The organism is Streptosporangium sp. NBC_01755, assembly GCF_035917995.1.
Taxonomy (GTDB): domain Bacteria; phylum Actinomycetota; class Actinomycetes; order Streptosporangiales; family Streptosporangiaceae; genus Streptosporangium.
Genome location: NZ_CP109131.1, coordinates 3,974,452 through 3,999,169 on the forward strand (window position 1 = coordinate 3,974,452; position 24,718 = coordinate 3,999,169).

Genomic DNA, 24,718 nt, shown 5'->3' on the forward strand with positions numbered 1-24,718 from the left:
CGGTGTGTTCCACGGCCCTCACAGCTGCGGCTCGTCGGAGGAGAGCAGGACGGCCAGCAGGCGGAGGGCTCCGGCCTTGTCGAGAGGTTCGTTGCCGTTGCCGCACTTGGGGGACTGGATGCACGAGGGGCAGCCGCGCTGGCACTCGCACGAGGCGATGGCCTCGCGGGTGGCCGTGAGCCAGTCACGCGCGCGGGCGTGACCGCGCTCGGCGAAGCCGGCACCGCCCTCGTGACCGTCGTAGACGAAGACGGTGAGCAGCCCGGTGTCGGGGTGGAGTTCGGTGGAGACGCCGCCGATGTCCCAGCGGTCGCAGGTCGCGAAGAGCGGCAGCAGGCCGATGGAGGCGTGCTCGGCCGCGTGCGCGGCGCCGCCGAGGTCCAGGCCGTCCTCGATCAGGGGGATGATCGCCGAGGTGGGCAGCGTCCACCAGACGGCGCGGGTCCTCAGTGTGCGCGGGGGCAGGTCCAGGGGTTCTTCTCCCATGAGCGCACCGCCCTGGGTTCCGCGCTTGAGATAGGCCACGACCTGGCTGGTCACCTCCACCGAGCCGAAGTGGAGCTCTCCGGGACCGAGAGGATGCGAGCTGAAGGACTCGATGACCGAGATATCGGTGACATCCCTGGCGAAGGTCGTGTAGTCGGGTGTTCCGGCCTCGACCAGCGCGACCCCCGCCTCCAGGTCGAGTTCGGCCACCAGGAACGTCTCTCCCTGGTGCACGTAGACGGCGCCGGTGTGCACGGCGGAGTGAGCAGAGGGCTCGTCCACGGTGCCGAGCAGCCGTCCGGTGGACATCTCGACGACCTGGACCGGTGCGGCGCCCGCCCCCCGGATGTCGGCGAGGTCGGTGGCGCGTCCCCTGCTGGTCCAGAACCAGCCCGCGGCGCGCTCCCTGAGCAGCCCGTCACCGACCAGATCCGCGAGCACCTCCTTGCTGGCCGGGCCGAAGATGTCGATGTCGTCGTGGGTCAGCGGGATCTCGGCGGCCGCCGCGCACAGGTGAGGGCCCAGCACGTACGGGTTGCCGGGATCGAGCACGATCGTCTCCACGGGCCTGCCGAACAGGGCTTCGGGATGGTGGACGAGATAGGTGTCCAGGGGGTCGTCCCTGGCGATCAGCACCGCCAGCGCGTCCTGCCCGTCCCGTCCGGCCCGCCCTGCCTGCTGCCAGAGTGACGCGCGGGTTCCCGGCCACCCCGCGATGAGCACGGCGTCCAGCCCGGAGACGTCGACGCCGAGTTCCAGGGCGTTGGTCGTCGCCAGGCCGAGCAGCTCACCTGAGCGCAGTGCCTTTTCCAGTTCTCTGCGATCCTCGGCCAGGTATCCCGCCCGGTAGGCCGCCACCTTGTCGGGCAGGTCCGCGGGCGCGCTCCCGTCGGCCACCAGGTCGCCGAGCCTGGCCCGTGTGGTGAGGGCCACGGACTCGGCGGCCCGCCGGGAGCGGACGAAGGCCAGGGTCCGCACGTCGGAGACGACGAGGTCGGCCAGGAGGTCAGCGCTCTCGGCGGTCGCGGGGCGGCGGACGGGTGCCCCGCCCTCGCCCCGCAGGTCGGTCAGGGGCGGTTCCCACAGTGCGAAGGTGGTCGAGCCTCGGGGAGAGGCGTCCGTGGTCACCTCGGCCATCTGGAGGCCCGTCAGGCGCCTCGCGAAGGTCCCGGGCTCGCTGGCCGTCGCCGAGGAGAGCAGGAAGGTCGGTCGCGAGCCGTAGCGCGCGCAGATCCGGCGCAGGCGGCGCAGGATCTGGGCGACGTGGGAGCCGAACACGCCCCGATAGCCGTGGCACTCGTCCACGACGACCATCCGGAGCCGCCGCCAGAAGGCCGACCACTGGGCGTGACGGGGCAGCAGGCCGCGATGGAGCATGTCCGGGTTGGTGAGGACGTAGTTGGCATGCCTGCGTACCCAGGTCCTCTCCTCGAAGGAGGTGTCGCCGTCGTAGGTGGCGGCACGGAGTTCGGGCGGGTCGAGTTCGCGCAGCGCGCGGAGCTGGTCGGCGGCCAGAGCCTTGCTGGGGGACAGGTAGAGGATCGTGCCGCCGTCAAGCGTCGCGGAAAGCGCCGGGACCAGGTAGGAGAGGGATTTGCCCGAGGCGGTCCCGGTGGAGATGATCACGTTTTGGCCACGGTGGGCCAGCTCGGCGGCCTCGGCCTGATGGGGCCACAGGCCGGAAACGCCGTGGTTCGCCCAGCGCGTAACCAATCGCTGGTCAACCCAGTCCGGCCATCGGGTCTCACCGGCCTGACGTGCGGGAACGTGCTCAACGTGGGTGACACGTTCGCGACGTGAGGGAACATCGAGCAGGCGATTGAGGGCGGTACCCGCTCGGAGGGACGAGGATGAGGGCGGGGTCACTGGTTTCAGTCTCACATCTGTGGGCAGAGTCGCCGGGAATCGTGATTTCGTATAGACACTGAGCGTACGCATGGTTGAATGCCGCGCGTCGGGGCTTGTCGTCCGGGGGTCATCCGGTCCCAGGAGGGCATGCTCGAATCGGTACTTTCGCAGGCAAGGCGCTGGAGGATCTGTGGATCTGAAGTTGGACCACCATTCCGAGGACCGTCTCACCATCGTTGAGGTCGAGGGTGAGATTGATGTCTACACCGCGCCCAGATTGCGTGAGCTCTTGATCGACCTGGTCAACAAGGGGAATTTCCACCTGCTCGTCAACATGGAGAAGGTCGACTTCCTTGACTCCACGGGCCTTGGTGTCCTGGTCGGCGGGCTCAAGCGAGTTAGGGCGCATGATGGCTCACTGGAGCTTGTCTGCACTCAGGAGCGCATCCTGAAGATTTTCCGGATCACCGGGCTGACGAAGGTCTTCGGTATCTACGCCTCGGTCGACGAGGCCAAGGAAGCTCACGGTCGAGACAAGTAGTCGTGGCTACCGTTGAACTGACGTTCAGTGCTCTCCCCGCGCATGTGCGGACGGCACGTCTGGTCGCCACGGCGATCGCCAGGCGCACCGGTGTGCAGGAGTCGTTGCTGGATGAGGTAAGGCTCGCTGTCGGTGAGGCGTGCTCTCGGGCCGTGGAGGCACACCGCCTCCACTGTCCGGGAGAGCCGATCCGTATCGAGCTACGTGATGACCTGGGGCGCTTCGAGGTGACCGTCACCGACTCCGCCCCCAGTGATGAGCTGGAGCACGATCGCGGCCTCCTGGGGCTCGACGATCCGTTCGAGCAACTTCCCGATGACCTGATGTCCGGCTTCGGCATCGCGGTCATCGCGGGGTTGGCCGACGACGTTCAGGTCTACCCGAGCCAGAAGGGCATGTGCATCCGCATGAGCTGGCCGGCGGCGACGAACGGTCTGTCTCCGGCCTGACAGAAGACTTTGACAGCCGGGCGTGTCCACGTGGACACGCCCGGCTGTTCGTCATGGGGCACCCGGTTTCGGATGGAACATAATCGCGATACACCTCAGCTGAAATCGAGTGGAAACAGGGGCTGGTGGGGTAGGTGTGACAGGCGAAATGCCGTTATAAGCAGGCCGGTCGGTAAAAGGTGCTGGACTCGGCGTCAATTGTCCGTGGGCAGAGGCTTCATATCCGCGTCCTTGCTGCGTAGACTCCCGGAACCGGCCAAGGTTTATCCTTCGGAGCGGCCCGCACGCGAGCCGCCCTCCGTGGGGGTCTGCAACTGGAAGCGGCACTGCCAACCATCCCGGATGTGCGCCGCCTCGCTCGTCTAACACCCATAGCAGCGCACTCCGGGCAGGACGTGTTCCCGTCTTGCCAAGGAGAGTCGGATGTCTGTGCTCCATCTCGCCGCTGTCGAAGAGCCAGCGGTATCCCTGAGTGGCTACCACTTCAACATCGTGATCGTGGTCGCCGTCGTGGCCCTGCTCGCACTCGCCGTCGCCGGCACACTGGTGCGGGAGGTGCTGGCCGCCGGCCAAGGCACCGAACGTATGCAGAACATCGCGCGAGCCGTCCAGGAAGGGGCTTCCGCGTACCTTACGCGGCAGTTCCGGACGCTCGCGCTGTTCGTCGTCCTGATCCCGTTCCTGCTGTACCTCCTCCCGGCGGAGACGACCGGCGTGAGGATCGGCAGATCGGCTTTCTTCGTTGTCGGCGCGTTGTTCTCCGCGCTGACCGGATTCATCGGCATGTGGCTGGCGGTCCGCGGCAACGTCCGCGTCGCCGCCGCCGCCCGCGAGTCGGGTGAAAAGGTCGCGATGCGGATCGCCTTCCGCACCGGCGGCGTGGCCGGAATGATCACCGTTGGCCTGGGCCTTCTCGGCGCGGCCGTGGTGGTGATCACCTACGGGGGCAACGCCCCGGCCGTGCTGGAGGGCTTCGGCTTCGGTGCCGCGCTGCTCGCGATGTTCATGCGAGTCGGCGGCGGCATCTTCACCAAGGCCGCCGACGTCGGCGCCGACCTGGTCGGCAAGGTCGAGCAGGGCATTCCCGAGGACGACCCGCGCAACGCCGCCACCATCGCCGACAACGTGGGCGACAACGTGGGCGACTGCGCGGGCATGGCCGCCGACCTGTTCGAGTCCTACGCGGTCATGCTCGTCGCCAGCCTGATCCTGGGCAAGGTGGCCTTCGGCGTCGAGGGACTGGTGTTCCCGCTGATCGTGCCGATGATCGGTGTGATCACGGCGATCATCGGTATCTTCGTCACCGCACCGCGCGCCGGCGACCGCAACGCGATGGCCGCGATCAACCGGGGTTTCTTCATCTCGGCGGCCATCTCGGCCGTCCTCGTCGCCGTCGCGGCCTACCTCTACCTGCCGGAGAGCTTCTCCGGACTGTCCGGTGTGAGCCCGGAGATCGCCGCGATCACCTCGGACCCGCGCCTGATCGCGATCGGGGCGGTGCTCATCGGCCTGGTGCTGGCAAGCGCCATCCAGATCCTCACCGGCTACTTCACCGAGACGAACCGCCGTCCGGTGCGGGACATCGGAGAGAGCTCCCGCACCGGTCCCGCCACGGTCATCCTGTCCGGCATCAGCGTCGGCCTGGAGTCGGCCGTCTACTCCGCGCTGATCATCGGAGCCGCCGTCTACGGGGCGTTCCTGCTGGGCTTCGGCAACGTCACCGTCGCGCTGTTCGCCGTGGCGCTGGCGGGTACGGGCCTGCTGACCACGGTCGGCGTGATCGTGTCGATGGACACCTTCGGCCCTGTCTCCGACAACGCCCAGGGCATCGCCGAGATGTCCGGCGACGTCGAGGGCGAGGGCGCCCAGGTCCTCACCTCGCTGGACGCCGTCGGAAACACCACCAAGGCCATTACCAAGGGCATCGCGATCGCCACGGCCGTGCTCGCCGCGACCGCGCTGTTCGGCGCGTTCCGTACGGCGGTCGAGGGCGAGCTGGTCAAGGCGAGCGCGTCCGCCAAGGAGGCGCTGGGCTCCTTCAGCACGTTCAGCCTGAGCGTCGACTCCCCGAACGTGCTGGTCGGCCTGATCATCGGCGCCGCGGTGGTGTTCATGTTCTCCGGCCTTGCGATCATGGCGGTCGGCCGCGCGGCCGGCCGGGTGGTCTTCGAGGTGCGCGAGCAGTTCCGCACCAAGCCGGGGATCATGGCCGGTACGGAGCTGCCCGACTACGGCAGGGTGGTGGACATCTGCACCCGCGACTCGCTGCGGGAGCTGGCCACGCCAGGTCTGCTGGCGGTGCTGACCCCGATCGCCGTCGGTTTCGCCCTCGGCTACGCGCCGCTCGGCGCGTTCCTGGCCGGTGCCATCGCGTGCGGCACGCTCATGGCGGTGTTCCTGGCCAACTCCGGCGGTGCCTGGGACAACGCCAAGAAGCTGGTCGAGGACGGTCACCACGGCGGCAAGGGCTCTCCGGCCCACGAGGCCACCATCATCGGTGACACCGTCGGTGACCCGTTCAAGGACACCGCCGGACCGGCGATCAACCCGCTCCTCAAGGTGATGAACCTGGTGGCTCTGCTGGTGGCCCCGGCCGTGGTGGCCTACGCCGACAACCCGGTGCTGCGCATCGGCATCACGGTGGTCGCGGTCGGCATCGTCGTCGCCGCGGTCGTCATCTCCAAGCGTCGTTCGGCGGGCATCGCCCCGACGGAGGAGAACAACACCGACCGCGAGCCGGAGCAGGTCTCCAGCTGAGCAAGGTTTGACGAAGGGGTGCACGGGCCGCGTGCACCCCTTTCGCATGTGCGGGCCCTCCTGGTGGGAAACTGGCCGGTATGGAACAGCAGCCCTCCGGAGGCAGAACACTCGTCCTCATCCTGCTGGCGATGGCCGCGGTGTTCGCGGTGATCGTGGGCCTCGCCATGTGGGCTTCGAGATGACGGCGCGCACGCTCGTCGTCCTGCGCCACGCCAAGGCGGTCAGCGCCGCCGGTCTCGCCGATCGCGAGCGTCCCCTAAGCAAGGACGGCGAGCACGACGCTCACAAGGTGGCTAAGGCCCTCGCCGGCCTGGATCTCCGCCCCGACCTGGTGGTCTGCTCGCCGTCGGTGCGGACCCGGCAGACCGCCGGCCTGGCCCTTCCCGATGCGGACGTCCTTTTCGAACCGGCCATCTACGAGGCCTACCCCGACGAGTTGCTGACGCTGATTCGACGGAGTGATCCGCAGGTGCGCACGCTGGTCCTGGTCGGGCACAACCCCGGCGTCCAGGAGCTGGTCAGGGAGCTCACCAAAGGTGACGACGACACCGGGTTCTCGCCCGGGGCGTTCGCCGTCATCGAGGTGGACGGCGAGTGGGCGGAGCTCGACGCCGGCCGGGTGGTCGCCCGGTGGAGCCCGAAGGGGCACTGAGGCCCGGCCCGGTCGAGGAACACCGGCCACGCAGAGCCACGCAAGCCGACGCAGAGCCACGCAAGCCGACGCAGAGCCACGCAAGCCAGCAAACCGCTGCAGAGCCGCGCAAGCCGCTGCAAAGTCACGCAGAGCCGCGCAGGCTACACAGGTCGCGCAGGCCATGCGGAGCCGCACAGGCAGTACCGAGGTGCGACGAAGGCACGGGTGAAGGCCCCGGGGAGCCTGACAGCGCACTCGGGGGCACGGGGCGCACAGGGCACTCGGGGGCGCTCGGGGGTGCTCGGGGGTGCTCGGGGGTGCTCGGGGGTGCTCGGGGGTGCCCGGGGCACTCGGGGAGGCGTGCCAGGTGTCCGTCTCCTGGGATTGGGGGTGGCATGCGGAGGATCGCCGACGCGCTGCGCGCCGACTTTCGGCCCTCCGGGCGTCCTAACTGGGGGTACGGCCTGCTGTGCATGCTGGTCGTCTCCCTCCCGTTGCTGCTCGGCGTCCTCCTCGGTCACCTCCAGGAGGGCGCCTCGGCGGCTCTGGGCGGCTATCTGACGCTCTTCGGTGATGCCCCCGGACAGCCGTACGGTGACCGGGTCAGAAGGTTGCTGGTCACCACGGCCACCGTCACGCTCGGCGCCGGACTCGGCGCGCTCATCCATCCCCACCCGTGGCCGATCGCCGCCGTGGTGGTCGGCCTGGTCGCGGCGGCGGCCATTTACTGGCGGGCGCTGGGCATACCCGCGATTCTCTCCGTGACCCTGACCTACTTCGCGTCTTCCACAACGGGCGTTCTGTTCCACATGGGGGCCTCGGCCTGCGGTGGCCTGCTGGCCGTGCTGCTGGTCATGGTGATCTGGCCGTTACGCCGCCTCCAGCCGCTTCGCAAGGCGGTGGAGGAGGCCGGTACGGCGCTCGCCGACCTCCTGGCCGCCGGAGGGCGGGCACCGCTCGCGGACGAGAGCTGGGAGTCGTTGCGCCGCCGGGCCGACACCGCGCTGAAGGACCTGGACAGGGCGCTCTCCCGCTACCGGGTCTCCCAGGAGGAGGACGGGTCGTCGGAGCGGCTCCCGGCCACGCTGACTCGCATCTTCCAGCAGACGATCGCGCTGCGCGTGCTGCGCGCGGCGGCCATGGAGGCGGGGATCGGGACGGAGTGGACCCGGGAACTGGACGAGGCGGTCGGGATGCTGGCCCGCGCGCTGCGAGAGGCGGTACTGCTCGGCGGCTCGGCCGGGATGCCGGGGGCGCTGGCCGCCGTCGGGCGGTTCGCCGACAGGGTGGAGGAGATCCGAAGGGGCGCCCGCGCGGGTGAGGTGCCGCTGCCCGGGGCCGCGCTGCTGGGGCAGGTGAGCCGGTGCGTGGACCGGATCGCGATGGCGGTGCGCTCGGTGGAGCGGCAGGCGGCCGAGGGTGTCGAGGTGGGGCCGCGCCTGCCGAGGTTCGTACGGTCCGGAAAACCGGTGATCACGGCCGGTTACCACCCGGTCCGGGTGGGCCTGGCGGTGACCGTGGCCATGGTGCTGATGCTGGTGATCCACGAGCACTATGCCAAGTGGTTCGTGGTGACCGTGGCCGTCAGTCTTCGCCCGACCTATCGCGACACGGTGGATCGGGTGCTGCTGCGGGTGCTGGGTACGGCCGTGGGCGCGGTGGCCGGGGCGGCGGTGCTGGCGGTCGCTCCGGGTCATCTGTATCTGACGTTGTTCATCTCTGTCTGCGCGGCGCTGGGCTTCGCGCTGCGCGGGTACAGCTATGGGTACTGGATGATCCTCGCCACACCGCTCTCGCTGATGCTGGCCGACTTCGCCCTTTCGCTCGACTGGGGTGCGGCCGCGGCCAGGGTGGTGCTCACGATCATGGGTGGCGTGCTGGCGCTGCTCTTCGCCCGGCTGCTGTGGCCCAGGGGGCACCGGGCCAGGCTGACCGCCCAGATCGCGGAGATGCTCGATCGGCACGCCGCGCTGGTGCGGTCACTGATCGACCAGGACCCCGAGGAGGTGAACGCCCGGATCTCCTCGGCGTCCGATGCCGCCGGGCGGCTCGCCGACTCACTCGACAGGCTGGACAAGGAACCGGGCGGCGGTGCGCCGCGACGCCTGCGGGATTCGGTGACGGCGGCCGGGCGGCTGCGGGACAACGCGCTCGCGCTGTTCGCGATACCGCCACCCGGGAACGAGCCCGGGCCCGCGATGACGGTCCTCGACCTGGTCGCCGACCGGTTGGAGAGGGCCGCGGAGGAGGTCAGGACAGAACGGCCGGGAACGCCGCCCGACGATCTGGACAGGGCTCTCGACGAGGTCGGCGCGTACGTGGACGAGTTGGCCGCCCGCCGCCTGGACGAGCTGGCCGAGGGGGTGGGCGACAGGATGACGGGCCTGCGGCGCGGCATCAGGCACGCCGCCGCCGCGCGGCCCGCCCTGCGGGGTCTCAGCGCCGAAGCCGTACGGTTGGCCTCCCTCACCGCCCCGAGGACCCGGTAGCCGCGATCGTCCGCGGAGCGAAGGCGGCCGGGGCGGGTGTGTTCAGCGGGCGGTGATGACGCCGTCCTCGGCGTCGGCGTCCTCCACCTCGGCACGGGGGATGCCGAGCAGGTAGAGGATCGAGTCGAGGTAGGGCACGTTGACCGCGGTGTCCGCGGCGCGGCGGACCACGGGCTTGGCGTTGAACGCGATGCCGAGGCCGGCCGCCGCGATCATGTCCAGGTCGTTGGCGCCGTCGCCGATGGCGACGGTCTGGCTGATCGGGATCCCCGCCTCGCGGGCGAAGCGCTCCAGCGCCCGCGCCTTGCCGGGCCGGTCGACGATCTCCCCGACGACCCGCCCGGTGAGCACGCCGTCGACGACCTCCAGGGTGTTGGCCGCGGAGTAGTCGATCCCGAGGTCGTCCACGAGGGCATCGGTGAGCTGCGTGAAACCGCCACTGACGATCGCGAACCGGTAGTCGAGCCGCTTGAGGGTCCGTACCAGCGTGCGGGCGCCCGGGGTCAGCACGAGTTCCTCGCGCACCTTCTCGAAGACCTCCTCGGAGAGGCCCTCCAGCAGTGCGACCCGGCGACGCAGTGACTCGGCGAAGTCGAGCTCGCCGCGCATCGCCTCCTCGGTGACCCTGGCGACCTCGTCCAGGCAGCCGGCGTGCGCCGCCAGCAGTTCGATCACCTCGGCCTGGATGAGCGTCGAGTCGACGTCCATCACGATCAGCCGCTTGGCCCTGCGGTGCAGGCCGGTCCGCTGCACCGCCACGTCCACCTGCTGGGCGTGCGCCTCGATGGCCAGCTCGGCCCGCAGGGTGTCGGGGTCGGCACCGGAGAGGGAGAGCTCGATGCAGGTCACCGGGTAGCTGGACAGGCGCTCGATCCGGTCGATGTTGGCACCGGCCGCGGCGATGCGCCCCGCGATGCCCGCCATGGCGGCGGGCTGCAGCGGTGCGCCGAGCACGGTGACGTTGAGCCGTCCCCTGCGCCGCTTCTCTTTCGGGTCGGAGCCGGTGGACATCTCCACGTGCAGACCGAGGTCCTCGGCGGTCCGTTCGACGGCGGTCCAGAGGGCACCGAGGGTGCCGCCGGTGCCGGTCGGTGGATCGCCCGCGTAGGAGACAAGGACGCCGAGGGTGAGCCGACCGCGGATGACGACCTGCTCCACGTCGGCGACGACGACGGGGAATCCGGCCAGGACCGAGAAGAGGCGTGAGGTCACGCCTGGTCGGTCCGGCCCGGTCAACGTGATCAGAAGCGTGCGCTGGTTCATCGGTTCCTACGCTACTTGGCTCCGGTTTCGACCGTGAATGTGGTTCATCATCCGGACGCCCGGAGTTCACGGAACGTCAGTGACCAGGGGGTGTCTGCTCCCTGCCCAGCTCAGCCGTCACCTCGGCCGCGGCCTGTTTGAGGGCTTCGGCGAGCGGGGAGTGGGTGCCCGTGGGAACCGAGGAGGTCGTGCCGACGATCGCCATCGCGGCCAGCAGAACCGGGCCGCGGAACACGGGGGAGGCGATGCTGCGCACGCCGTTGACGGAGGGGGTGTTGGCCGAGATGTTGTCCTCGCGGATCTTCACGAGTTCCTGGCGGAGCTCGGGGGAGGCGGCGAGTTGCGTTTCGAGGCCGGGAACATCCTCCGCGGGGAGGAAGGCGCAGAAGACCCGGCCCTGGGCCGACTCGGTCCGTGAGAGGCGGGAGCCCATCCGGACGCTGACCCTTATGGTGCGGTCGGTGTTGTCGTCGACGCGGACGACGACGGCGGTGTCGCCGTCCCAGACGCTCAGCACGACGGTCTCGTCGATCTCCCTGACCAGCCGCTGCATGTACGGCCCGGCGATGCCGATCACGGGCATGCCGACGCGGGCGGCGGCGGAGAGGGTGAGGATCTGCGGTCCCAGGGAGTACAGCGCCTCGCGCTCGTCGTAGCGCAGCAGATTGCTCTCACGCAGGGCCTTGGTGTATCGGTGCGCGGTGGCTTTGCTGGTGCCCAGGCTGGCGGTGAGCTGATTGAGCGTCAGGTGCGGGCGGCTCACCGTGAACGCGCTGAGGATCATCGCGGCCCGCTGGACGGTCTGGATCGCCGGGGTTCTGTTCTCGCCGGCGACCCCCTTCAGGCTAGGCGCGGGGTCGTCACCCATGTCGGTTCCTTCGCGTTATGTATGGAGGCTCAGCGACGGTATGCATTTTGCATTGCGAGACAGCATCCTGCCATTCATAACATTTAATGTCGATGTCCCTACTCGTTGACATCGCCGAGCGCGTGCCTGACGGAGATCCCGGCGTACAGGCGGGCGAAGCGCACCAGCGTCAGCGGATCGAAGACGTCCCGCCGGGGGTCGGCCGGATCGGCTCCGGCCGCCGGGCCGACCCTGGCGGTCGGGATCCCGTGGCCGCGCAGCACCACGCCGTCCGTCGAGCCCTTCCAGCCGGAGACGGCGGGCGGGGGTTCGCCGTGCTCGTCGTGCCAGGCGGCGATCGCGTGGCGGATCACCGGGGCGTCAGGTGAGGTCACCCCGGCGGGATGGACCATCCGCGCGTCCACGCTCACCCCGCAGCCGTCCAGCGGCCCGCCGGGGATTCCGGCCCGCATCCTGGCGAGTACGGTCTGGGCGATCTCGTCAGGGTCGTCGCCGGGGACGGTGACCAGGTAGAGGTGGAGCTCCACGACGCCCGGCAGCAGGTCGGGCTTCTCCAGGAGCCCTCCCCGTATCGCGCCGATGCCGGCCTCGGCGGCGAGCTGGCGTCCGGCGCCCGCCCTGGCCGCCACGTGCTCGGTGCGCCAGGACTCCAGGATCGCGGTGGCGGCGCCCAGGTTGGCGAGGAGCCCGCCACCGGCGTCCCTGGCCAGCACCGGCCGGTAGGGGCCGGTCAGCCGTACGCGAAGGAAGATCGCCCCCGGCTCCTCGTGGAGGACGCCGCGCGGGCCGCACTTGGCGACCACCGCGGCCGAGGGCAGCGGGTGTGACCGGAGATGCTCGTCGATGCCTGAGGGCCCCGCGGGGGCGAACGGCGACGAGTGCGTGCCGCCTGAGGCCAGGAGCAGGGAGAGGCGGTGCGGCAGGCCGTCGCGTCGCAGGGTCGCGGCCGCGGCCGCGTATCCCGCCAGCGCCGCGGCGGCAGGTGCGCGGGCGACGCCGAGGCCGAAACCCGCCAGCAGGCCGGACGCCGGATCGAGGGAGAGCGGCGCCACCGGTCCGTCGATCCCGGTCGCCCACCGGTCGTGTGCGACGTCGCCGGACAGGGAGGTGTCCAGGTGGGAGTAGAGGAGCAGCTCGGGCCCCGAGCCGCCGGTGGTGGACGTCAGGTTCGCCCCCTCGTCCCCGACCGCCTCGATGTTCCAGGGCAGCTCGGGCCAGCGGTTCCGGGCCCACGCCGCCAGCCGGGTCGCGGTCGCGCGCTCCCGGCCCCGAGGGCTGGGGCCGGCGGCCATCACCCGGATCGCCTCGATGATCGGCTCGCTGGAGATCGCCGCGACTGTGGCGTGCCGCAGGTTTCGCAGGGCGTCGCTCTTCATGCCCACATATTAACTCTATGCAAGACGCCATCTCGCATATTGACAATGCTTGCGGCTGGATCCTACTGTTCCCCCACGTTGCCGACGAGGGAGGACTGATGGTCTACGTCGTGACCGACGCGTGTGTGGACGTGCAGGACAGATCGTGCGTCGAGGAGTGCCCGGTCGACTGCATCTACGAGGGTGACCGGATGATGTACATCCACCCGGATGAGTGCGTCGACTGTGGCCGGTGCGAGCCTGTCTGCCCCGTGACGTCGATCTTCCATCAGGAGGACCTCCCGGCGGAGACGGCCAGGTTCGCCGAGATCAACGCCGGGTTCTTCGCCGATCTGGGCTCTCCCGGAGGCGCCAGGAAGATCGGCCGTACCGGCAGCGACCATCCCGCCGCGGTGCCTCCCGGCGGTGGGTCGTGACGGCGTACGACGTCGACCTAGTGATCATCGGCGCGGGCCCCTCGGGGCTGTACGGCGCCTACTACGCGGGCTTTCGCGGCATGTCCGTCGCCGTGATCGACTCGCTGCCCGAGCCCGGCGGCCAGATCTCGGCGCTCTACCCGGAGAAGGACATCTTCGACATCGCGGGGTTTCCCTCGGTGAAAGGCCAGCGACTGGTCGACGAGCTGGTGGCGCAGGCGGCGCAGGCCGATCCGCTCTTCCTGCTCGGGGAGAGCGCCTGCGAGCTGCTGCACGACGAGGAGGGCGTGGAGGTCGTCACCGACGCGGGCACCCGGGTACATGCCAAGGCCGTGCTCCTCACCGGGGGCATCGGCACCTTCACCCCTCGGGAACTGCCCGTGGGCGAGGACTACCTGGGCCGCGGGCTGCGCTACTTCGTCCGCAGGCTGGACGAGGTGGCCGGCCACGACGTCGTGGTGGTCGGCGGCGGCGACTCCGCGGTGGACTGGGCACTCGCCCTGGAGCCGCTGGCGCGCTCGGTGACGCTCGTGCACCGCAGGCCCGTCTTCCGTGCGCACGAGCGCAGCGTGGCGACGCTGCACACGTCGTCGGTACGGGTGCTGACGCCGTACGAGATCGCCGAGATCGGCGGCGACCCCCAGGTCGCGGAGGTCGTCGTCGAGAAGGTCAAGGAGGGCGACCGCATCACGCTGCCCGCCCAGACCGTCGTGGCGGCCCTCGGTTTCGTCGCCGACCTCGGGCCTGTCCAGAAGTGGGGCCTTGAACTGCGAAAACGGCACGTGCTCGTCGACCGGTCGATGAGGACGAACCTGCCCAGGGTGTTCGCCGCGGGGGACATCAGCGACTACGACGGCAAGGTCAGGTTGATCTCCGTCGGGTTCGGCGAGGCCGCGGCGGCGGTCAACAACCTGGCGCCCCTGGTGAATCCCGCCCTCGGTACCACTCCGGGTCATTCTTCCGATGCGGCCTGAGCTTGACAGTCGGTAGAGTCCGGTCCAACGAATGATCTGTGCGGAGGAGTCGGCATGGCGGATCAGGCGCACTCCGGCGACGCCGACGTGGCCGACGAGGTGCCCGCCATCCAGACGGTGCGGCGCGCCGCGCTGATCCTGAGTGGTTTCACCAGCGAGCACCCCTGGCTGAGCCTCAACGAGATCACCGCGCGGCTGGGGGTCAGCAAGCCCACGGCCCACCGGTACGCCAGGGCGCTGCGGGCGGCCAATCTGCTCCGCTACGACCCGCGCAGCGCGCTGTACTCGCTCGGTCCCCAGCTGCTCGGGCTGGAGGCCGCCGCGCGGGCCGGGCTGCCCATCGCCGCGGCCGCCGGACCCCACCTCGAACTGCTCATGCGCGAGATCAACCAGACGGTCGTGCTCAGCGTCTGGAACGGCGAGTGCCCGGTGGTGGTCGGCTGCGTGGACAACACCGTCGGCGATGTCCGGCTGAGCGTCCGCACCGGCTCGCAGCTCGACGTCGTCCGCTCGGCCCAGGGCCGGATCTTCTGCGCCTACCTGCCCGCGGGAGAGGTTCCCGGGCTCGCGCGGCGACTGCGGGCATCCGCGGAGCTGCGCGAACTCCTCAAGGAGGTCCGGCGGACCGGGATCGCGGTCAACTCCCCGGTGGACCACGGGGTACGCGTGCTCGCGGCGCCGATCTTCGAGGGTGACCAGGTGGTCGCCTCGATGGCGGTCCTCGGCACGGTGGCATCCCTCGCGGGCGACCTGGAGCCGCAGGCCGCCGCCGCGCTGCTGAGGGTGGCGCGCGACCTGTCGCGCGAGCTGGGCGGCACCGCGCCCGTCTGAGCGTGGGCCGGGTGGCGCCGCGCCCGTCTGAGCGCCGGGCTGGGTGGCACCGCGCCTGTTCGAGCGTGGGCCGGCGGGCTCGGAAGCGGAAATCACGGGTGGGCGGCCTGTCCCGTCGGCATGCGTTCTCGCTGATCAGACATTCTTTCCAGAAATCGCAGGTGGTCTCCGCAGCCGTCAAGCACGCCTGCAGTGTGACGCAATGCGAGATGTGATTCCGCATCTTGACACGCGCCAAGCGTTCCTCGTACGTTCATGAAGCCCGGTTGGCCTGGCACGACGGTGGGGAACCCCGCCACTGGCGCGACCGCCCGCCGATGCCCTGAGAAAAACCACCCCCCTGAACCCTCGCCGTCTCCCCCCAGAGCGGCGGCGAGAGGACTAGGAGCAAGCATGGGTATGCGACGCGCAGGGGCCGTCATGGCTTTCGCGACAGTTCTCCTCGCCACCGCCTGCGGCGGCTCGTTCTCCGGGGGGGAGGCATGAACCTGATCGCGACATCGCAGGGCCTGGCGCGTCTCGACGACGACGGCGCCGTCCTCCTCGACCTGCCCTTCGCCGATGTGGCGGAGATGCTCGCCGCGGGTGAGGGCTTCGCTCCCGCGCACGCCGCGCGGGAGCGGGACCGGATCCCGCTGGGAGAGCTCCGGCCCCCGCTGGGCAGCACCGGGGCCATCTGGGGGGTGGGGCTGAACTACCTGTCGAAGGCACGCCTGACCGGGAGGTCCGTCCCCTCCGACCCCATCCTCTTCCTGCGGTCGCCCTCGGCGGTGTCCGCGCCGGGAGCGGAGGTGCCGCTGCCGCAGGACCGCTCCAGCCAGGTGGACTACGAGGGCGAGGTCGCCTTCGTGATCGGGCGGCCGATGCTCCGCACCCCGCCCGGTGAGGTGTGGGACCACATCGCCGGCATCACGGCGGCCAACGACATGACCGCGCGCGACGTCATGGTCGCCACCGCGACCCCCACCCTGGCCAAGAGCTTCCCCGGTTTCGGCGCGCTCGGCGCCTCGGTGCTCGAACTCTCGGCGGTCGACGACCCCGAGAGGATCGCGGTCAGGACCAGCGTGAACGGAACGGTTCGGCAGGACTCCAGCACGGCGGAACTGATCTTCGCCGTGCCCGAGCTCATCTCCAGGATCTCCCACTTCGCCGCGCTGCGACCCGGCGACGTCGTGCTGACCGGTACCCCGGCGGGCACGGGCCAGGACCGCGGGGTCTTCCTGTGTCCCGGCGACGAGGTGGAGGTGTCCGTCGCCGGTGTGCTGCCGCTGTGTACCCGGTACCGCTGAGTTTCGTGCTCCTGAAGCCCGCACAGTCCCCCATAGATGAGAGATGTGAGATGACCGAGATTTCGTTTGACCTTGTTCTGTCCGGCGGTACCGTCTTCGACCCCGTGGCGGGCACCCACGCGGTCACCGACGTGGCCGTGACCGATGGCCGCGTCGCGCGCATCGCGCCCTCGCTCGCCTCGCAGGCCCAGGAGGTCGTCGACTGCGCGGGGAAGTGGGTCCTCCCCGGTCTGGTCGAGGCGCACACCCACGTCTTCGAGAACGTCTCGAAGGTCGGGGCCCCGCCGGACGAGGCCCATCTGCGCCGGGGAGTGGTCGCCGCCGCCGACGCCGGTACGGTCGGCGCCTCGACCTTCGCCGCCTTCAACAGGTTCGTCGTCCAGCCCGCCGAGATGCGCCTGGTCAACTTCCTCAACGTCTCGGTGCTCGGACTGATCGACTTCCGCTTCGGCGAGCTGCTCAACCCGGACACGCTGGTCGCCGAGGACGCGCTGGCCGTGGCACGTGACAACCCGGACGTGGTCCGCGGCTTCAAGATCCGTCTCTCCGAGGACGTGGTCGGCTCCGCCTGGCGCTCGCTGCTCAAGAGCTCGCTCGACCTCGCGGCCGACGCGGGTCTGCCCCTCATGGTCCACATCGGGGAGACCGAGGAGCCGCTGCCCGAGGTCCTCGGGCTGCTCCGCGCCGGGGACATCGTCGCCCACTGCTACACCGGCAAGCCGCACGGCATTCTCGACGACGGGAAGGTCATCCCCGAGGTGCTTGAGGCACGGGCCCGCGGTGTGCTCTTCGACAGCGCCCACGGCAAGAGCAACCTCAGCTTCGAGGTCGCCAGGAAGGCGATCGCGGAGGGCTTCCTGCCCGACCTGCTCACCTCCGACACCAGCGCCAGGAACTGGCGCGGCCCGGTCTTCGACCTGGTCACCAGCGCCGCCAAGCTGCGGGCGCTCGGCATGTCCATGGACGACATCGTGCCGCGGATGACCATCGCCCCCGCCCGGCGGCTCGGCCTGGACACGGAGGGGTACGGCACCCTCGTCGAGGGCGGTCCCGCCCACGTCACGGTGCTGGAGGACACCGAGGAGACAACCCTGCCCGACGCGTCCGGCAACTCGATCGTGGCCCCCAGACTGGAGCCGGTCCTCGTCCTGCACGGCGGGCAGCGGGTGGAGACGACGCCCTGGCGCGGCCTGGACGCCGGCCGGTGACGCCGGTCGCCGAGGCGAGACGGAGACTGCGGACCGCGCTGGCCGGTGGAGGCCGGGTCGTCGGCACGTTCGTCAAGCTGCCCACCGTCGACAGCGTGGATCTCGCCCGGCAGGCCGGGTTCGACTTCGTCGTCGTCGATCTGGAGCACTCCTCGCTGCCGGTGGAGACGGTGATCTCCCTGGTGCGACATGCCGCCGCGACGGGCGTCCCGGCCCTGGTCCGGGTGCCCGTCGTGGATCCGCCGCTGATCAACAGGGTGCTGGAGGCGGGCGCGGCGGGAGTTCAGCTCTCCACGCTGACCGCCGCGGCCGAGACCGCGGCCCTGGTCGCCGCGGCCCGCTACGCCCCCCACGGGCGACGGAGCATCAGCCTCTCCCATCCGAGCGCGGGCTTCGGCGCCGTGGACCTGGCGACGTACCTGGCGGCGGAGGCGGCGGAGCCGCCCCTGCTCGTCGGGCAGATCGAGACCGCCACCACCCGCGACCCGCTGCCGGAGCTGCTGGACGGCCTGGACGTGGCCTTCGTCGGGACCACCGACCTGGCCGTCAGCCTGGGCCTCCCCGGTGCGGAGGCGCTGCTCGCGCGGGTGGGGGAGATCGTCGACGCGGCCCGTTCCGTCGGGGTGGCATCGGGCGGCTGGCTCGCCCGCGCGGACGCCGAGTCGGCCGCCGGGAGCGGCCTCGGCGCCGCGCGTTACCTCATCGTCGGCTCGGACCTGCAGCTCCTCGGTTCGGCCCTGCGCGAGGTAATGGACAAGTGGGATCAATGAAAGGAACGCCCGTGTTCAACCAGCGGCTGTACGCCACCGCCGTCAACTGGGACGACATCCCCGCCACCGAGATCCGGCCGGGTGTCCGGCGCAAGGTGTACTCCACTGACGAGACCATGCTCGCCTGGCACGAACTGGCCGTCGGCATGACGCTCAACCCGCACAAGCACGACGACTTCGACCAGCTCGTGCTGATCCTGCAGGGCAGGTGCAACTACTACGTCGACGGCGTGCCGCACGAGATGTCCGCGGGTTCGATGATGCTGGTCCCCCGGGGGTCCGAGCACTACGTCGAGCCCACCGAGGGGCCGTGCGTCAACGTTGACGTGTTCAGCCCCCCGCGGGCGGACTTCGGCGACTCCGTCTGGCTGCCCGGGAGCTAGCATCCCGGCCGGCCCGGAGGCTACAGCCCGAAGTCGGCCTTCCTGATCAGGCAGTGCACTCCCTTGACCTGGTCGACGACCTGGCTGATCTCGAAGTCGGCCGCCGCACTGAGGTAGGCGAGCGCCCTTGAGGGTTCCATGCCCTGGGTGAGTTCGAGGAACGTCACGGCTGCCCGTACGGCACGCCGCATGGCCTCGTTGAGGTCTGTGTGCAGGCCGACGGGGAGCCAGTGGGTCGAGGTCTCGGCGAACGGCTCGCCGAGCGCGCCGAGGAGCGTGCCGGCCTCCTCGGCGGGGATCACCGACAGGCGCAGCGTGGCGCGCAGCGGTGCCTCAAGCGCCGTCAGGGCGACCTCGCCGTCGCCCTGGGCGTAGTGCGGATCGCCCGCGTAGAACCCGGCACCCGGGACCTGTACCGGCAGGTAGAGGCTGGACCCGACCCGCAGCTCGTTGATGTCGAGGTTCCCGCCGAAGGAGCCGGGCGGCACCGAGTGGACCGGGTCGCCGGTGTCGACCGCCACCCCCATCAGGCCCAGGAACGGGGCGAGCGGGAAGCGCGCCGCCCGCCCCGTGCCGAACGGGATGACGCCGTGCAGGCGCCCGGCCTCCTCGACCACCTCGGTGAAGACGCAGACGCTGTTGTACTCCCGTGCGCCGTCCGTGAGCGGGCCGGTGTCGGCGGCGGTCTCGGGGAACTCCTCGGGGAGCGCGCCGTAGCCGTGCCTGCTGCTGATGAACCCGTACGGCGCCCGGATCAGCAGGCTGAGCACGTCGATCCTGAGCACGTCGCCGGGTCGTGCCCCGGCGACGGAGATCGGTCCTGTCACCACGTGCGGGCCGTCGTTGTCGTAGTCGTGGGCGACGTCGGACGCGGCCAGGTCGCGTGCGTCGGTGAGCACCCGGTCGGCGCCGACGCCGAACCCCGCGAGGTAGGAGACCGGATCACGGCCCTGGTCCTCCAGGATTCCCTCGTGACTGAGAGTATCGATGGTGACGGTGTCGCCGGACTCGACGTGGAGCACGTGCTGGTGATCGCGGTTGGGCAGCAGGCCCCAGAGGCTGGTGTCCGGGCTGGTGGGGAGGTAGTGGGAACCATCGATGCGGCCGGTCTTCGGCTGGAGCATTGTCCCTCCACGGGGGATACGTCGCTGTCACCGGCTGAGAAAACTCGACAGGTGTTGCGTCGTCGTTAACGGGGAGTAACCGAAGATTTCGGTGCGAAGACTGGCACTTGACACCGCGAGGGCGCGGTAGCAGCATCACATAGCGAGATGGCATCTCGAATTCTCGTTCAAAGTCCGTAGGAAGGCCAGGCGCCGCGATGACGCAGCTGACACAGGGATATCCGCTCTCCTCCCTCGTGAAGGAGGACGGGGAGGCGTTGTCGTTCAAGGTGCACAGATCCGCCTACCGGTCCCAGGAGGTCTTCCAGGAGGAGATCTCCAAGATCTGGGGGCACACCTGGCTCTACCTCGGCCACGAGACGGAGATCCCCAAGGCGGGTGACTTCAAGACGAGGACCCTCGGCGGGCGCCCGCTGATCTTCTGCCGCGACTCCTCCGGCGAGATCCAGGTCTTCCTCAACTCCTGCACCCATCGGGGCACCGTGCTGTGCCGCCACAGCGAGGGCAACACGAAGTTCTTCCAGTGCTTCTACCACGCGTGGGTGTTCAGCAACTCGGGTGATCTCTCGGCGCTGCCCGGCGACGACGCGTACGTCGACGTGCCGGAGTTCCGCGAGGCGATGAGGCTGCGCTCCGTGCCCAGGGTCCAGAGCCACGAGGGTTTCGTGTTCATCGCCTTCGACCCGGACGTGCCCGACCTGATGACCCACCTCGGCAAGGCCGCCCACTACATGTCGCTGACCGCGAGGATCGGCCCCGCGGGCATGGAGACCGTGCCCGGGGTGCAGCTGTACTCGGTCAAGGGCAACTGGAAGCTCGCGGTCGAGAACGCGATGGACGGCTACCACTTCGCGCCCACCCACAACACCTTCGTGGGCTACCTGCGCGAGACCGGCTTCGCGGTCACCGACGACGACCAGTACGCCTACGACCTCGGCGGCGGCCACGGACTGCTCATCCTGACCGGCCACAACGGGCGGATCGGCATGGTCTGGGAGCCGAGGTTCGGCGAGGCGGAGAAGGATCGCACCGTCGCCAAGCGCCAGGAGATGGAAGACCGGCTCGGCCCCGAGCTCGCCAAGGAGATCGCCGACGCCAGCCGCATCCTCTTCGTCTTCCCCAACCTGCTCCTGTTCGACCTGGAGGCGCTGACCATCCGCCAGATCGATCCGGTCGCAGCCGACCAGACCAGCGTGCGGGCCTGGCAGTTCGTCGAGGTGGACGAGCCCGCAGAGGTGCGGGCACTGCGGATCAAGACGATGGTCAGCTTCGTCGGCCCCGGCGGCCTCGCCACGCCGGACGACATCGAGGCGTACGAGGCGGTGCAGCGCGGTATCGAGGCGACCGCGAACGCGGCGGACCCAGGCTTCGACTGGAGCGACATGTCGCGCGGCATGGCCAACGAGCAAAAGGGCAACCAGGGCCGTTCCATCGACGAGGGCGCGATGCGCAGCTTCTGGCGTCACTGGGCCGGCGTCGTGGGCCGGGACTGAGCGGGCCGGGACCGAGTCGATGGACGGTAAGAAGAGTAAGGAGAGCGCCGTGGGCGGCAGGACCATCACCCGGCACGAGGTGGAGGACTTCCTCTATCGCGAGGCGTCGCTGCTCGACGAGTGGCGCCTCGACGAGTGGTTCACCCTCTTCGAGGAGGGCGGACGCATGGAGGTCGCCACCACCGACTGGAAGGGCTGGGACAGCGCCTCGGCCGGCTCCTTCATGTGTGACGACTACGACCTCATCAAGGCCAGGGTGAAGCGGCTCAAGAGCCGTAAGGCGCACGCGGAGAACCCGCACTCCAGGACCCACCGGATGATCTCCAACGTGATCATCCTGGAACAGGGCGACAAAACGGTCTGGGTGAGTGCCAACTTCATCATCCACCGCTACCGCGACGGCGGGGCCTACAGCTACGTGGGCCGCTACGAGCACGTCCTGCTGGTCGAGGACGAGGGGCTCCGCTTCAGGCTCCGCAGGTCGATTCCCGCCATGGAGGCCATGGACGCGGGCGCACGACTGAGCTTCATCCTCTGATGATCAAGCACATGCTGGTCTTCCGCTTCAAGGAGGACGTGCCGGCCGAGACGGTCGCGGCGGTCCTGGCGGAGCTGGAGACGTTCCCCGGCAAGTATCCGGCCATGCGCGACTGGGCCTGCGGTCCCAACGTCAGCACGCGCGACACGAGCATGACGCACGGCTTCGTCGTCGGGTTCGACTCCGAGCAGGAGTTGCTGGACTACCTGCACAGCTCCTCGCACGAGGAGTTCGTACGGCTGCGCTGGCGGCCGGTGATCGAGCGGCAGGCCATCGTCAGCTTCCACTGCTGACCCCGCCGCGCCGCGACGCCCGCGCCGACACCACACGACGAGCACGTCACGAAGGACCAAGCACGTCACGAAGGACCAAGAAGGAATGAGGAAGGCACCATGACAGCTGACGCCCGTCCCCGGGCACCGTACGGGATGGAGTACGCCCGGATCGCGGTGCCGGATATGGCCGCGACCATTGAGTTCCTCCAGTATCACGTGGGTCTCCAGCTTGAACAGCACGACGACGAGTACGCCTACCTCCGTGCCGACATCGAGCACCACTGCGTGGAACTGCTCCACGAGCCCGGCAGGGAGACGTCGCACACGGTCGCGATCGGCTTCAGCGTGGAGTTCGACGAGATCCTCGACGACCTGAGGGAGAGGGTGATCGCGGCGGGGCTGGAGGTGCTGCCCCTGCAGGATCGGATGAAGGGCCTGTGCCAGCGCGGCTTCGGTGTGAGCGACCCGAACGGGCTGATCGTGGAGCTGTTCACCGAGTTCCAGGAGTACGCCGAGGCTCCTGTCATCGAGCTGCGCCCGCTCGACCTCGTGCACCCCTTCATCGCCACCGACAGGTACGACGAGTCCCTGGCCTTCTACACCGGGGTGCTCGGCTTCATGGCCTCCGACTACGTCGGGGACGGCACCGTGTTCCTGCGGGCCGAGGACCGTTACCACCACAGCCTGGCCCTGCAGCGCAACAACGAGTACTACGTCGCCCACCTGTGCTTCATGATGAAGAGCCTCGACCACGTCATGCGCGGCAGGGCGCGCGCCCTGTACAAGGGCGTGCCGATCGCGTCCGACATGGTCAACCACTCCGCGTCGACCTCGATCGCCTTCTACATGTTCGACCCCAAGCACGGGCCCAGGTTCGAGCTGTGCGACGGTCACCGGGTCTTCACCCCCGAGGAGCACGAGACGCACCGGCCCCGCAGGATGGCCCTCGACCCGCGCAACATCGACGTCTGGCGCGCCGCCGCCGACGACTGGGGCCGCTTCTGAGCGGTGTTCCCGAACGGAGAAGGCGAGGAGCCCCGGCCTGTGGCAGGACGGGGCTCCTCGTTTCTCGTCAGGTACGTTCAGCGAACGATCTTGGTCTTGACCTTCTTCACGAAGTACCAGCTCTTGGTGCCCAGGCGCTCCAGCTCGTCCCGGGAGAGGGTCTCGGCCCCGGTCGGGACGTCGTAGGAGTCGACGCCCAGGATGGCCTCGGCGGTTCGCCCCGACTTCTTGCCGAGCTTCACCGTGATCTTCATGGTCTCGTATTCATCGACATCAACGGCGTAGGGGGTCCAGCACCAGAAGCCGTCTTGGTAGTTGTCGCATTCCGTGCCCTTGGCCGCGGAGACCGAGGTGATTTTGGAGTGCTTGGGCAGCAGGCCGCCCATGAAGAAGTAGTCGGCCTTGTAGGGGCCCTTGTTGACGGCCTTGATGGTGTAAGTGATTTTTCCGCCGGACCTGACCTTCTTCGGCGCGGAGACGCTGACCGCGAAGGAGGCGTACGGTTCGTCCGCTGACTTGACCGCCGCCGTCGGCGCCTGCGTGGAAGCGGCGGAGGCGGGGGTGGTGAGCAGCATGCCGCCGGCCAGCGGGGCGACCAGAGCAAGAGCGACGATCTTGGAGATCGGGTGGCGCATCGAACGTCTCCCAGCTGAAGAGTCAGTGGGACGCAAGGGGCGTCCCATAAAGTTCCAGCGTTTTACCACATATATAGATGTGGAGAGAAATCATATTTCACTACGATCGTCGCTGTTTTTGGTGATTGCCCCAGGTAGGACGGCGGCACGCGTGGAATTCCTGGTTAGCGGAGGACCCGGGTCTTCACCCGCACGTACTTGACGTCGCTGCCGATATCGATGCCGTGGATGTCGAAGGTGCCAAGCCCACCTGCGGGAACGTCGATCGAGGCCGAGCCGAATTCGGCGGTCGCGGTGCCCCTGGCGCTGTTCTTCAGCCAGACCCTGACCTTGATGGTGGCCGACTTCCCGGGGTTCAGGGTGTCGAGCAGGCAGCCCACCTCGCGACCGGAGGTCTCGCAGTACGATCCGGCGGGCTTGCGGATGACGCGGACCTTGGAGACCTGCGAGGGAAGGTAGCCGCCGACGTAGGCGATGTCGGTGTACCACCTGCCCACGTTCTTGGTCGTGAGTGTGTAGATGTACGAGTCACCCGCCCAGGCCCTGCGCGGGTAGGTGACGGTCAGCTTCAGCGGCGCGAGCGGCTGGTCGGCGTGGACCGTCCCCTGCGGGGCGGCGATCTGGGGAGCCGCGGCGTTCGCGGTTCCCGGGGTGAGCAGCATGCCTCCCGCCAGGGCGATGGCGGCGAAGGCGGTCAGGTGCCGGCGCATTTCTTTACTCCAGTCGGAATTCGGTGATCCCCCGTTGGTTACTGCGACCAGCATGCGGGGGCCCACTTGGAAAACCCTTGTGACTGACTGGCCGGCCGAACGGTGAGCAGGTGGACGACGCACAGGGGGCCGCCGAACGGCGACTCCCGACTCTCGTCAGGCCGAGGCTGGAGTCGTTCTGTGAGTTCCGTGAGTTCCGTGAGTTCCGGGAATGAGGGCCGGGACGCCGTGTCGGCTGGGACCGTCGCCGAGGGCGCTCGTGCCGACCTCGGTCAGTGCCGGGGAGGCCGATGAAGCCGGGCGTGCGGGACAGGACCCAGGCCGCCCTCTACGCGGTGCGGAACGGCCTGGCC

The 24,718-nt window shown here is 69.4% G+C and carries 23 protein-coding genes; 16 read left to right on the forward strand and 7 right to left on the reverse strand.

What is annotated here, in order from left to right:
* Positions 1-18 precede the first annotated feature (18 nt).
* Positions 19-2,301: a DEAD/DEAH box helicase gene (locus OG884_RS19045; protein WP_326646947.1), complete on the reverse strand. Its 2,283-nt coding sequence runs from the start codon at positions 2,299-2,301 to the stop codon at positions 19-21.
* Positions 2,302-2,524: 223 nt separating this feature from the next.
* Between OG884_RS19045 and OG884_RS19050 the strand changes: the two genes are divergently transcribed.
* The 5 genes from OG884_RS19050 (at position 2,525) to OG884_RS19070 (ending at position 9,207) form a co-directional block, all read left to right on the forward strand.
* Positions 2,525-2,875 carry an STAS domain-containing protein gene (locus OG884_RS19050; protein ID WP_030916965.1) on the forward strand — a complete coding sequence of 117 codons (351 nt, stop codon included), beginning with the start codon at positions 2,525-2,527 and terminating at the stop codon, positions 2,873-2,875.
* Between the two features lie 2 nt (positions 2,876-2,877).
* On the forward strand, positions 2,878-3,324 hold the full coding sequence (locus tag OG884_RS19055; protein WP_326646725.1) for an ATP-binding protein: 447 nt from the start codon (positions 2,878-2,880) through the stop codon (positions 3,322-3,324).
* Between the two features lie 423 nt (positions 3,325-3,747).
* Positions 3,748-6,081 carry a sodium-translocating pyrophosphatase gene (locus OG884_RS19060; protein WP_326646726.1) on the forward strand — a complete coding sequence of 778 codons (2,334 nt, stop codon included), beginning with the start codon at positions 3,748-3,750 and terminating at the stop codon, positions 6,079-6,081.
* Between the two features lie 181 nt (positions 6,082-6,262).
* Positions 6,263-6,736: a SixA phosphatase family protein gene (locus tag OG884_RS19065; protein ID WP_326646727.1), complete on the forward strand. Its 474-nt coding sequence runs from the start codon at positions 6,263-6,265 to the stop codon at positions 6,734-6,736.
* 377 nt (positions 6,737-7,113) lie between these two features.
* Positions 7,114-9,207, forward strand: coding sequence for an FUSC family protein (locus OG884_RS19070; protein WP_326646728.1), 2,094 nt, complete (start codon positions 7,114-7,116; stop codon positions 9,205-9,207).
* A 42-nt stretch (positions 9,208-9,249) separates the two neighbouring features.
* Here OG884_RS19070 and serB read toward each other — a convergent pair whose 3' ends face one another.
* From serB to OG884_RS19085, 3 genes are all read right to left on the reverse strand, one after another.
* Positions 9,250-10,470 (reverse strand): phosphoserine phosphatase SerB, encoded by a 1,221-nt coding sequence (gene serB, locus OG884_RS19075; protein WP_326646729.1) that lies wholly within the window; start codon positions 10,468-10,470, stop codon positions 9,250-9,252.
* A gap of 76 nt (positions 10,471-10,546) precedes the next feature.
* Positions 10,547-11,338, reverse strand: a complete 792-nt coding sequence (locus OG884_RS19080; RefSeq protein WP_326646730.1) for an IclR family transcriptional regulator — start codon at positions 11,336-11,338, stop codon at positions 10,547-10,549.
* Positions 11,339-11,436: 98 nt separating this feature from the next.
* Positions 11,437-12,714 (reverse strand): hypothetical protein, encoded by a 1,278-nt coding sequence (locus OG884_RS19085; protein ID WP_326646731.1) that lies wholly within the window; start codon positions 12,712-12,714, stop codon positions 11,437-11,439.
* Between the two features lie 98 nt (positions 12,715-12,812).
* Between OG884_RS19085 and fdxA the strand changes: the two genes are divergently transcribed.
* From fdxA to OG884_RS19120, 7 genes are all read left to right on the forward strand, one after another.
* Entirely contained in the window at positions 12,813-13,130 is a 318-nt protein-coding gene (gene fdxA / locus OG884_RS19090; RefSeq protein WP_326646732.1) for a ferredoxin, read from the forward strand.
* Positions 13,127-14,104, forward strand: a complete 978-nt coding sequence (locus tag OG884_RS19095) for an NAD(P)/FAD-dependent oxidoreductase (RefSeq protein ID WP_326646734.1) — start codon at positions 13,127-13,129, stop codon at positions 14,102-14,104. The genes fdxA and OG884_RS19095 overlap by 4 nt, the downstream gene beginning before the upstream one ends.
* Before the next feature lie 54 nt (positions 14,105-14,158).
* Complete coding sequence (locus OG884_RS19100) at positions 14,159-14,935, forward strand: IclR family transcriptional regulator (RefSeq protein WP_326646735.1); 777 nt, start codon at positions 14,159-14,161, stop codon at positions 14,933-14,935.
* 482 nt (positions 14,936-15,417) lie between these two features.
* Positions 15,418-16,224: a fumarylacetoacetate hydrolase family protein gene (locus OG884_RS19105; RefSeq protein WP_326646736.1), complete on the forward strand. Its 807-nt coding sequence runs from the start codon at positions 15,418-15,420 to the stop codon at positions 16,222-16,224.
* 50 nt (positions 16,225-16,274) lie between these two features.
* Positions 16,275-17,432: an amidohydrolase family protein gene (locus tag OG884_RS19110; RefSeq protein WP_326646737.1), complete on the forward strand. Its 1,158-nt coding sequence runs from the start codon at positions 16,275-16,277 to the stop codon at positions 17,430-17,432.
* Positions 17,429-18,202: an HpcH/HpaI aldolase family protein gene (locus tag OG884_RS19115; RefSeq protein ID WP_326646738.1), complete on the forward strand. Its 774-nt coding sequence runs from the start codon at positions 17,429-17,431 to the stop codon at positions 18,200-18,202. The genes OG884_RS19110 and OG884_RS19115 overlap by 4 nt, the downstream gene beginning before the upstream one ends.
* A gap of 11 nt (positions 18,203-18,213) precedes the next feature.
* On the forward strand, positions 18,214-18,585 hold the full coding sequence (locus tag OG884_RS19120; protein WP_326646739.1) for a cupin domain-containing protein: 372 nt from the start codon (positions 18,214-18,216) through the stop codon (positions 18,583-18,585).
* A gap of 20 nt (positions 18,586-18,605) precedes the next feature.
* On the opposite strand, the gene OG884_RS19125 is transcribed toward OG884_RS19120, so the two are convergent.
* Complete coding sequence (locus OG884_RS19125; protein WP_326646740.1) at positions 18,606-19,709, reverse strand: acetamidase/formamidase family protein; 1,104 nt, start codon at positions 19,707-19,709, stop codon at positions 18,606-18,608.
* Positions 19,710-19,906: 197 nt separating this feature from the next.
* Between OG884_RS19125 and OG884_RS19130 the strand changes: the two genes are divergently transcribed.
* The 4 genes from OG884_RS19130 (at position 19,907) to OG884_RS19145 (ending at position 23,020) form a co-directional block, all read left to right on the forward strand.
* Positions 19,907-21,202, forward strand: a complete 1,296-nt coding sequence (locus OG884_RS19130; protein WP_326646741.1) for an aromatic ring-hydroxylating oxygenase subunit alpha — start codon at positions 19,907-19,909, stop codon at positions 21,200-21,202.
* 19 nt (positions 21,203-21,221) lie between these two features.
* Positions 21,222-21,740, forward strand: a complete 519-nt coding sequence (locus OG884_RS19135; protein ID WP_326646742.1) for an aromatic-ring-hydroxylating dioxygenase subunit beta — start codon at positions 21,222-21,224, stop codon at positions 21,738-21,740.
* Positions 21,740-22,033: a Dabb family protein gene (locus OG884_RS19140; protein WP_326646743.1), complete on the forward strand. Its 294-nt coding sequence runs from the start codon at positions 21,740-21,742 to the stop codon at positions 22,031-22,033. Before OG884_RS19135 ends, OG884_RS19140 begins: the two co-directional genes overlap by 1 nt.
* Positions 22,034-22,132: 99 nt before the next feature.
* On the forward strand, positions 22,133-23,020 hold the full coding sequence (locus tag OG884_RS19145) for a VOC family protein (protein ID WP_326646744.1): 888 nt from the start codon (positions 22,133-22,135) through the stop codon (positions 23,018-23,020).
* A gap of 77 nt (positions 23,021-23,097) precedes the next feature.
* Here OG884_RS19145 and OG884_RS19150 read toward each other — a convergent pair whose 3' ends face one another.
* On the reverse strand, positions 23,098-23,655 hold the full coding sequence (locus OG884_RS19150) for a hypothetical protein (protein ID WP_326646745.1): 558 nt from the start codon (positions 23,653-23,655) through the stop codon (positions 23,098-23,100).
* 164 nt (positions 23,656-23,819) lie between these two features.
* Positions 23,820-24,365 (reverse strand): hypothetical protein, encoded by a 546-nt coding sequence (locus OG884_RS19155; RefSeq protein ID WP_326646746.1) that lies wholly within the window; start codon positions 24,363-24,365, stop codon positions 23,820-23,822.
* Between the last annotated feature and the right edge of the window lie 353 nt (positions 24,366-24,718).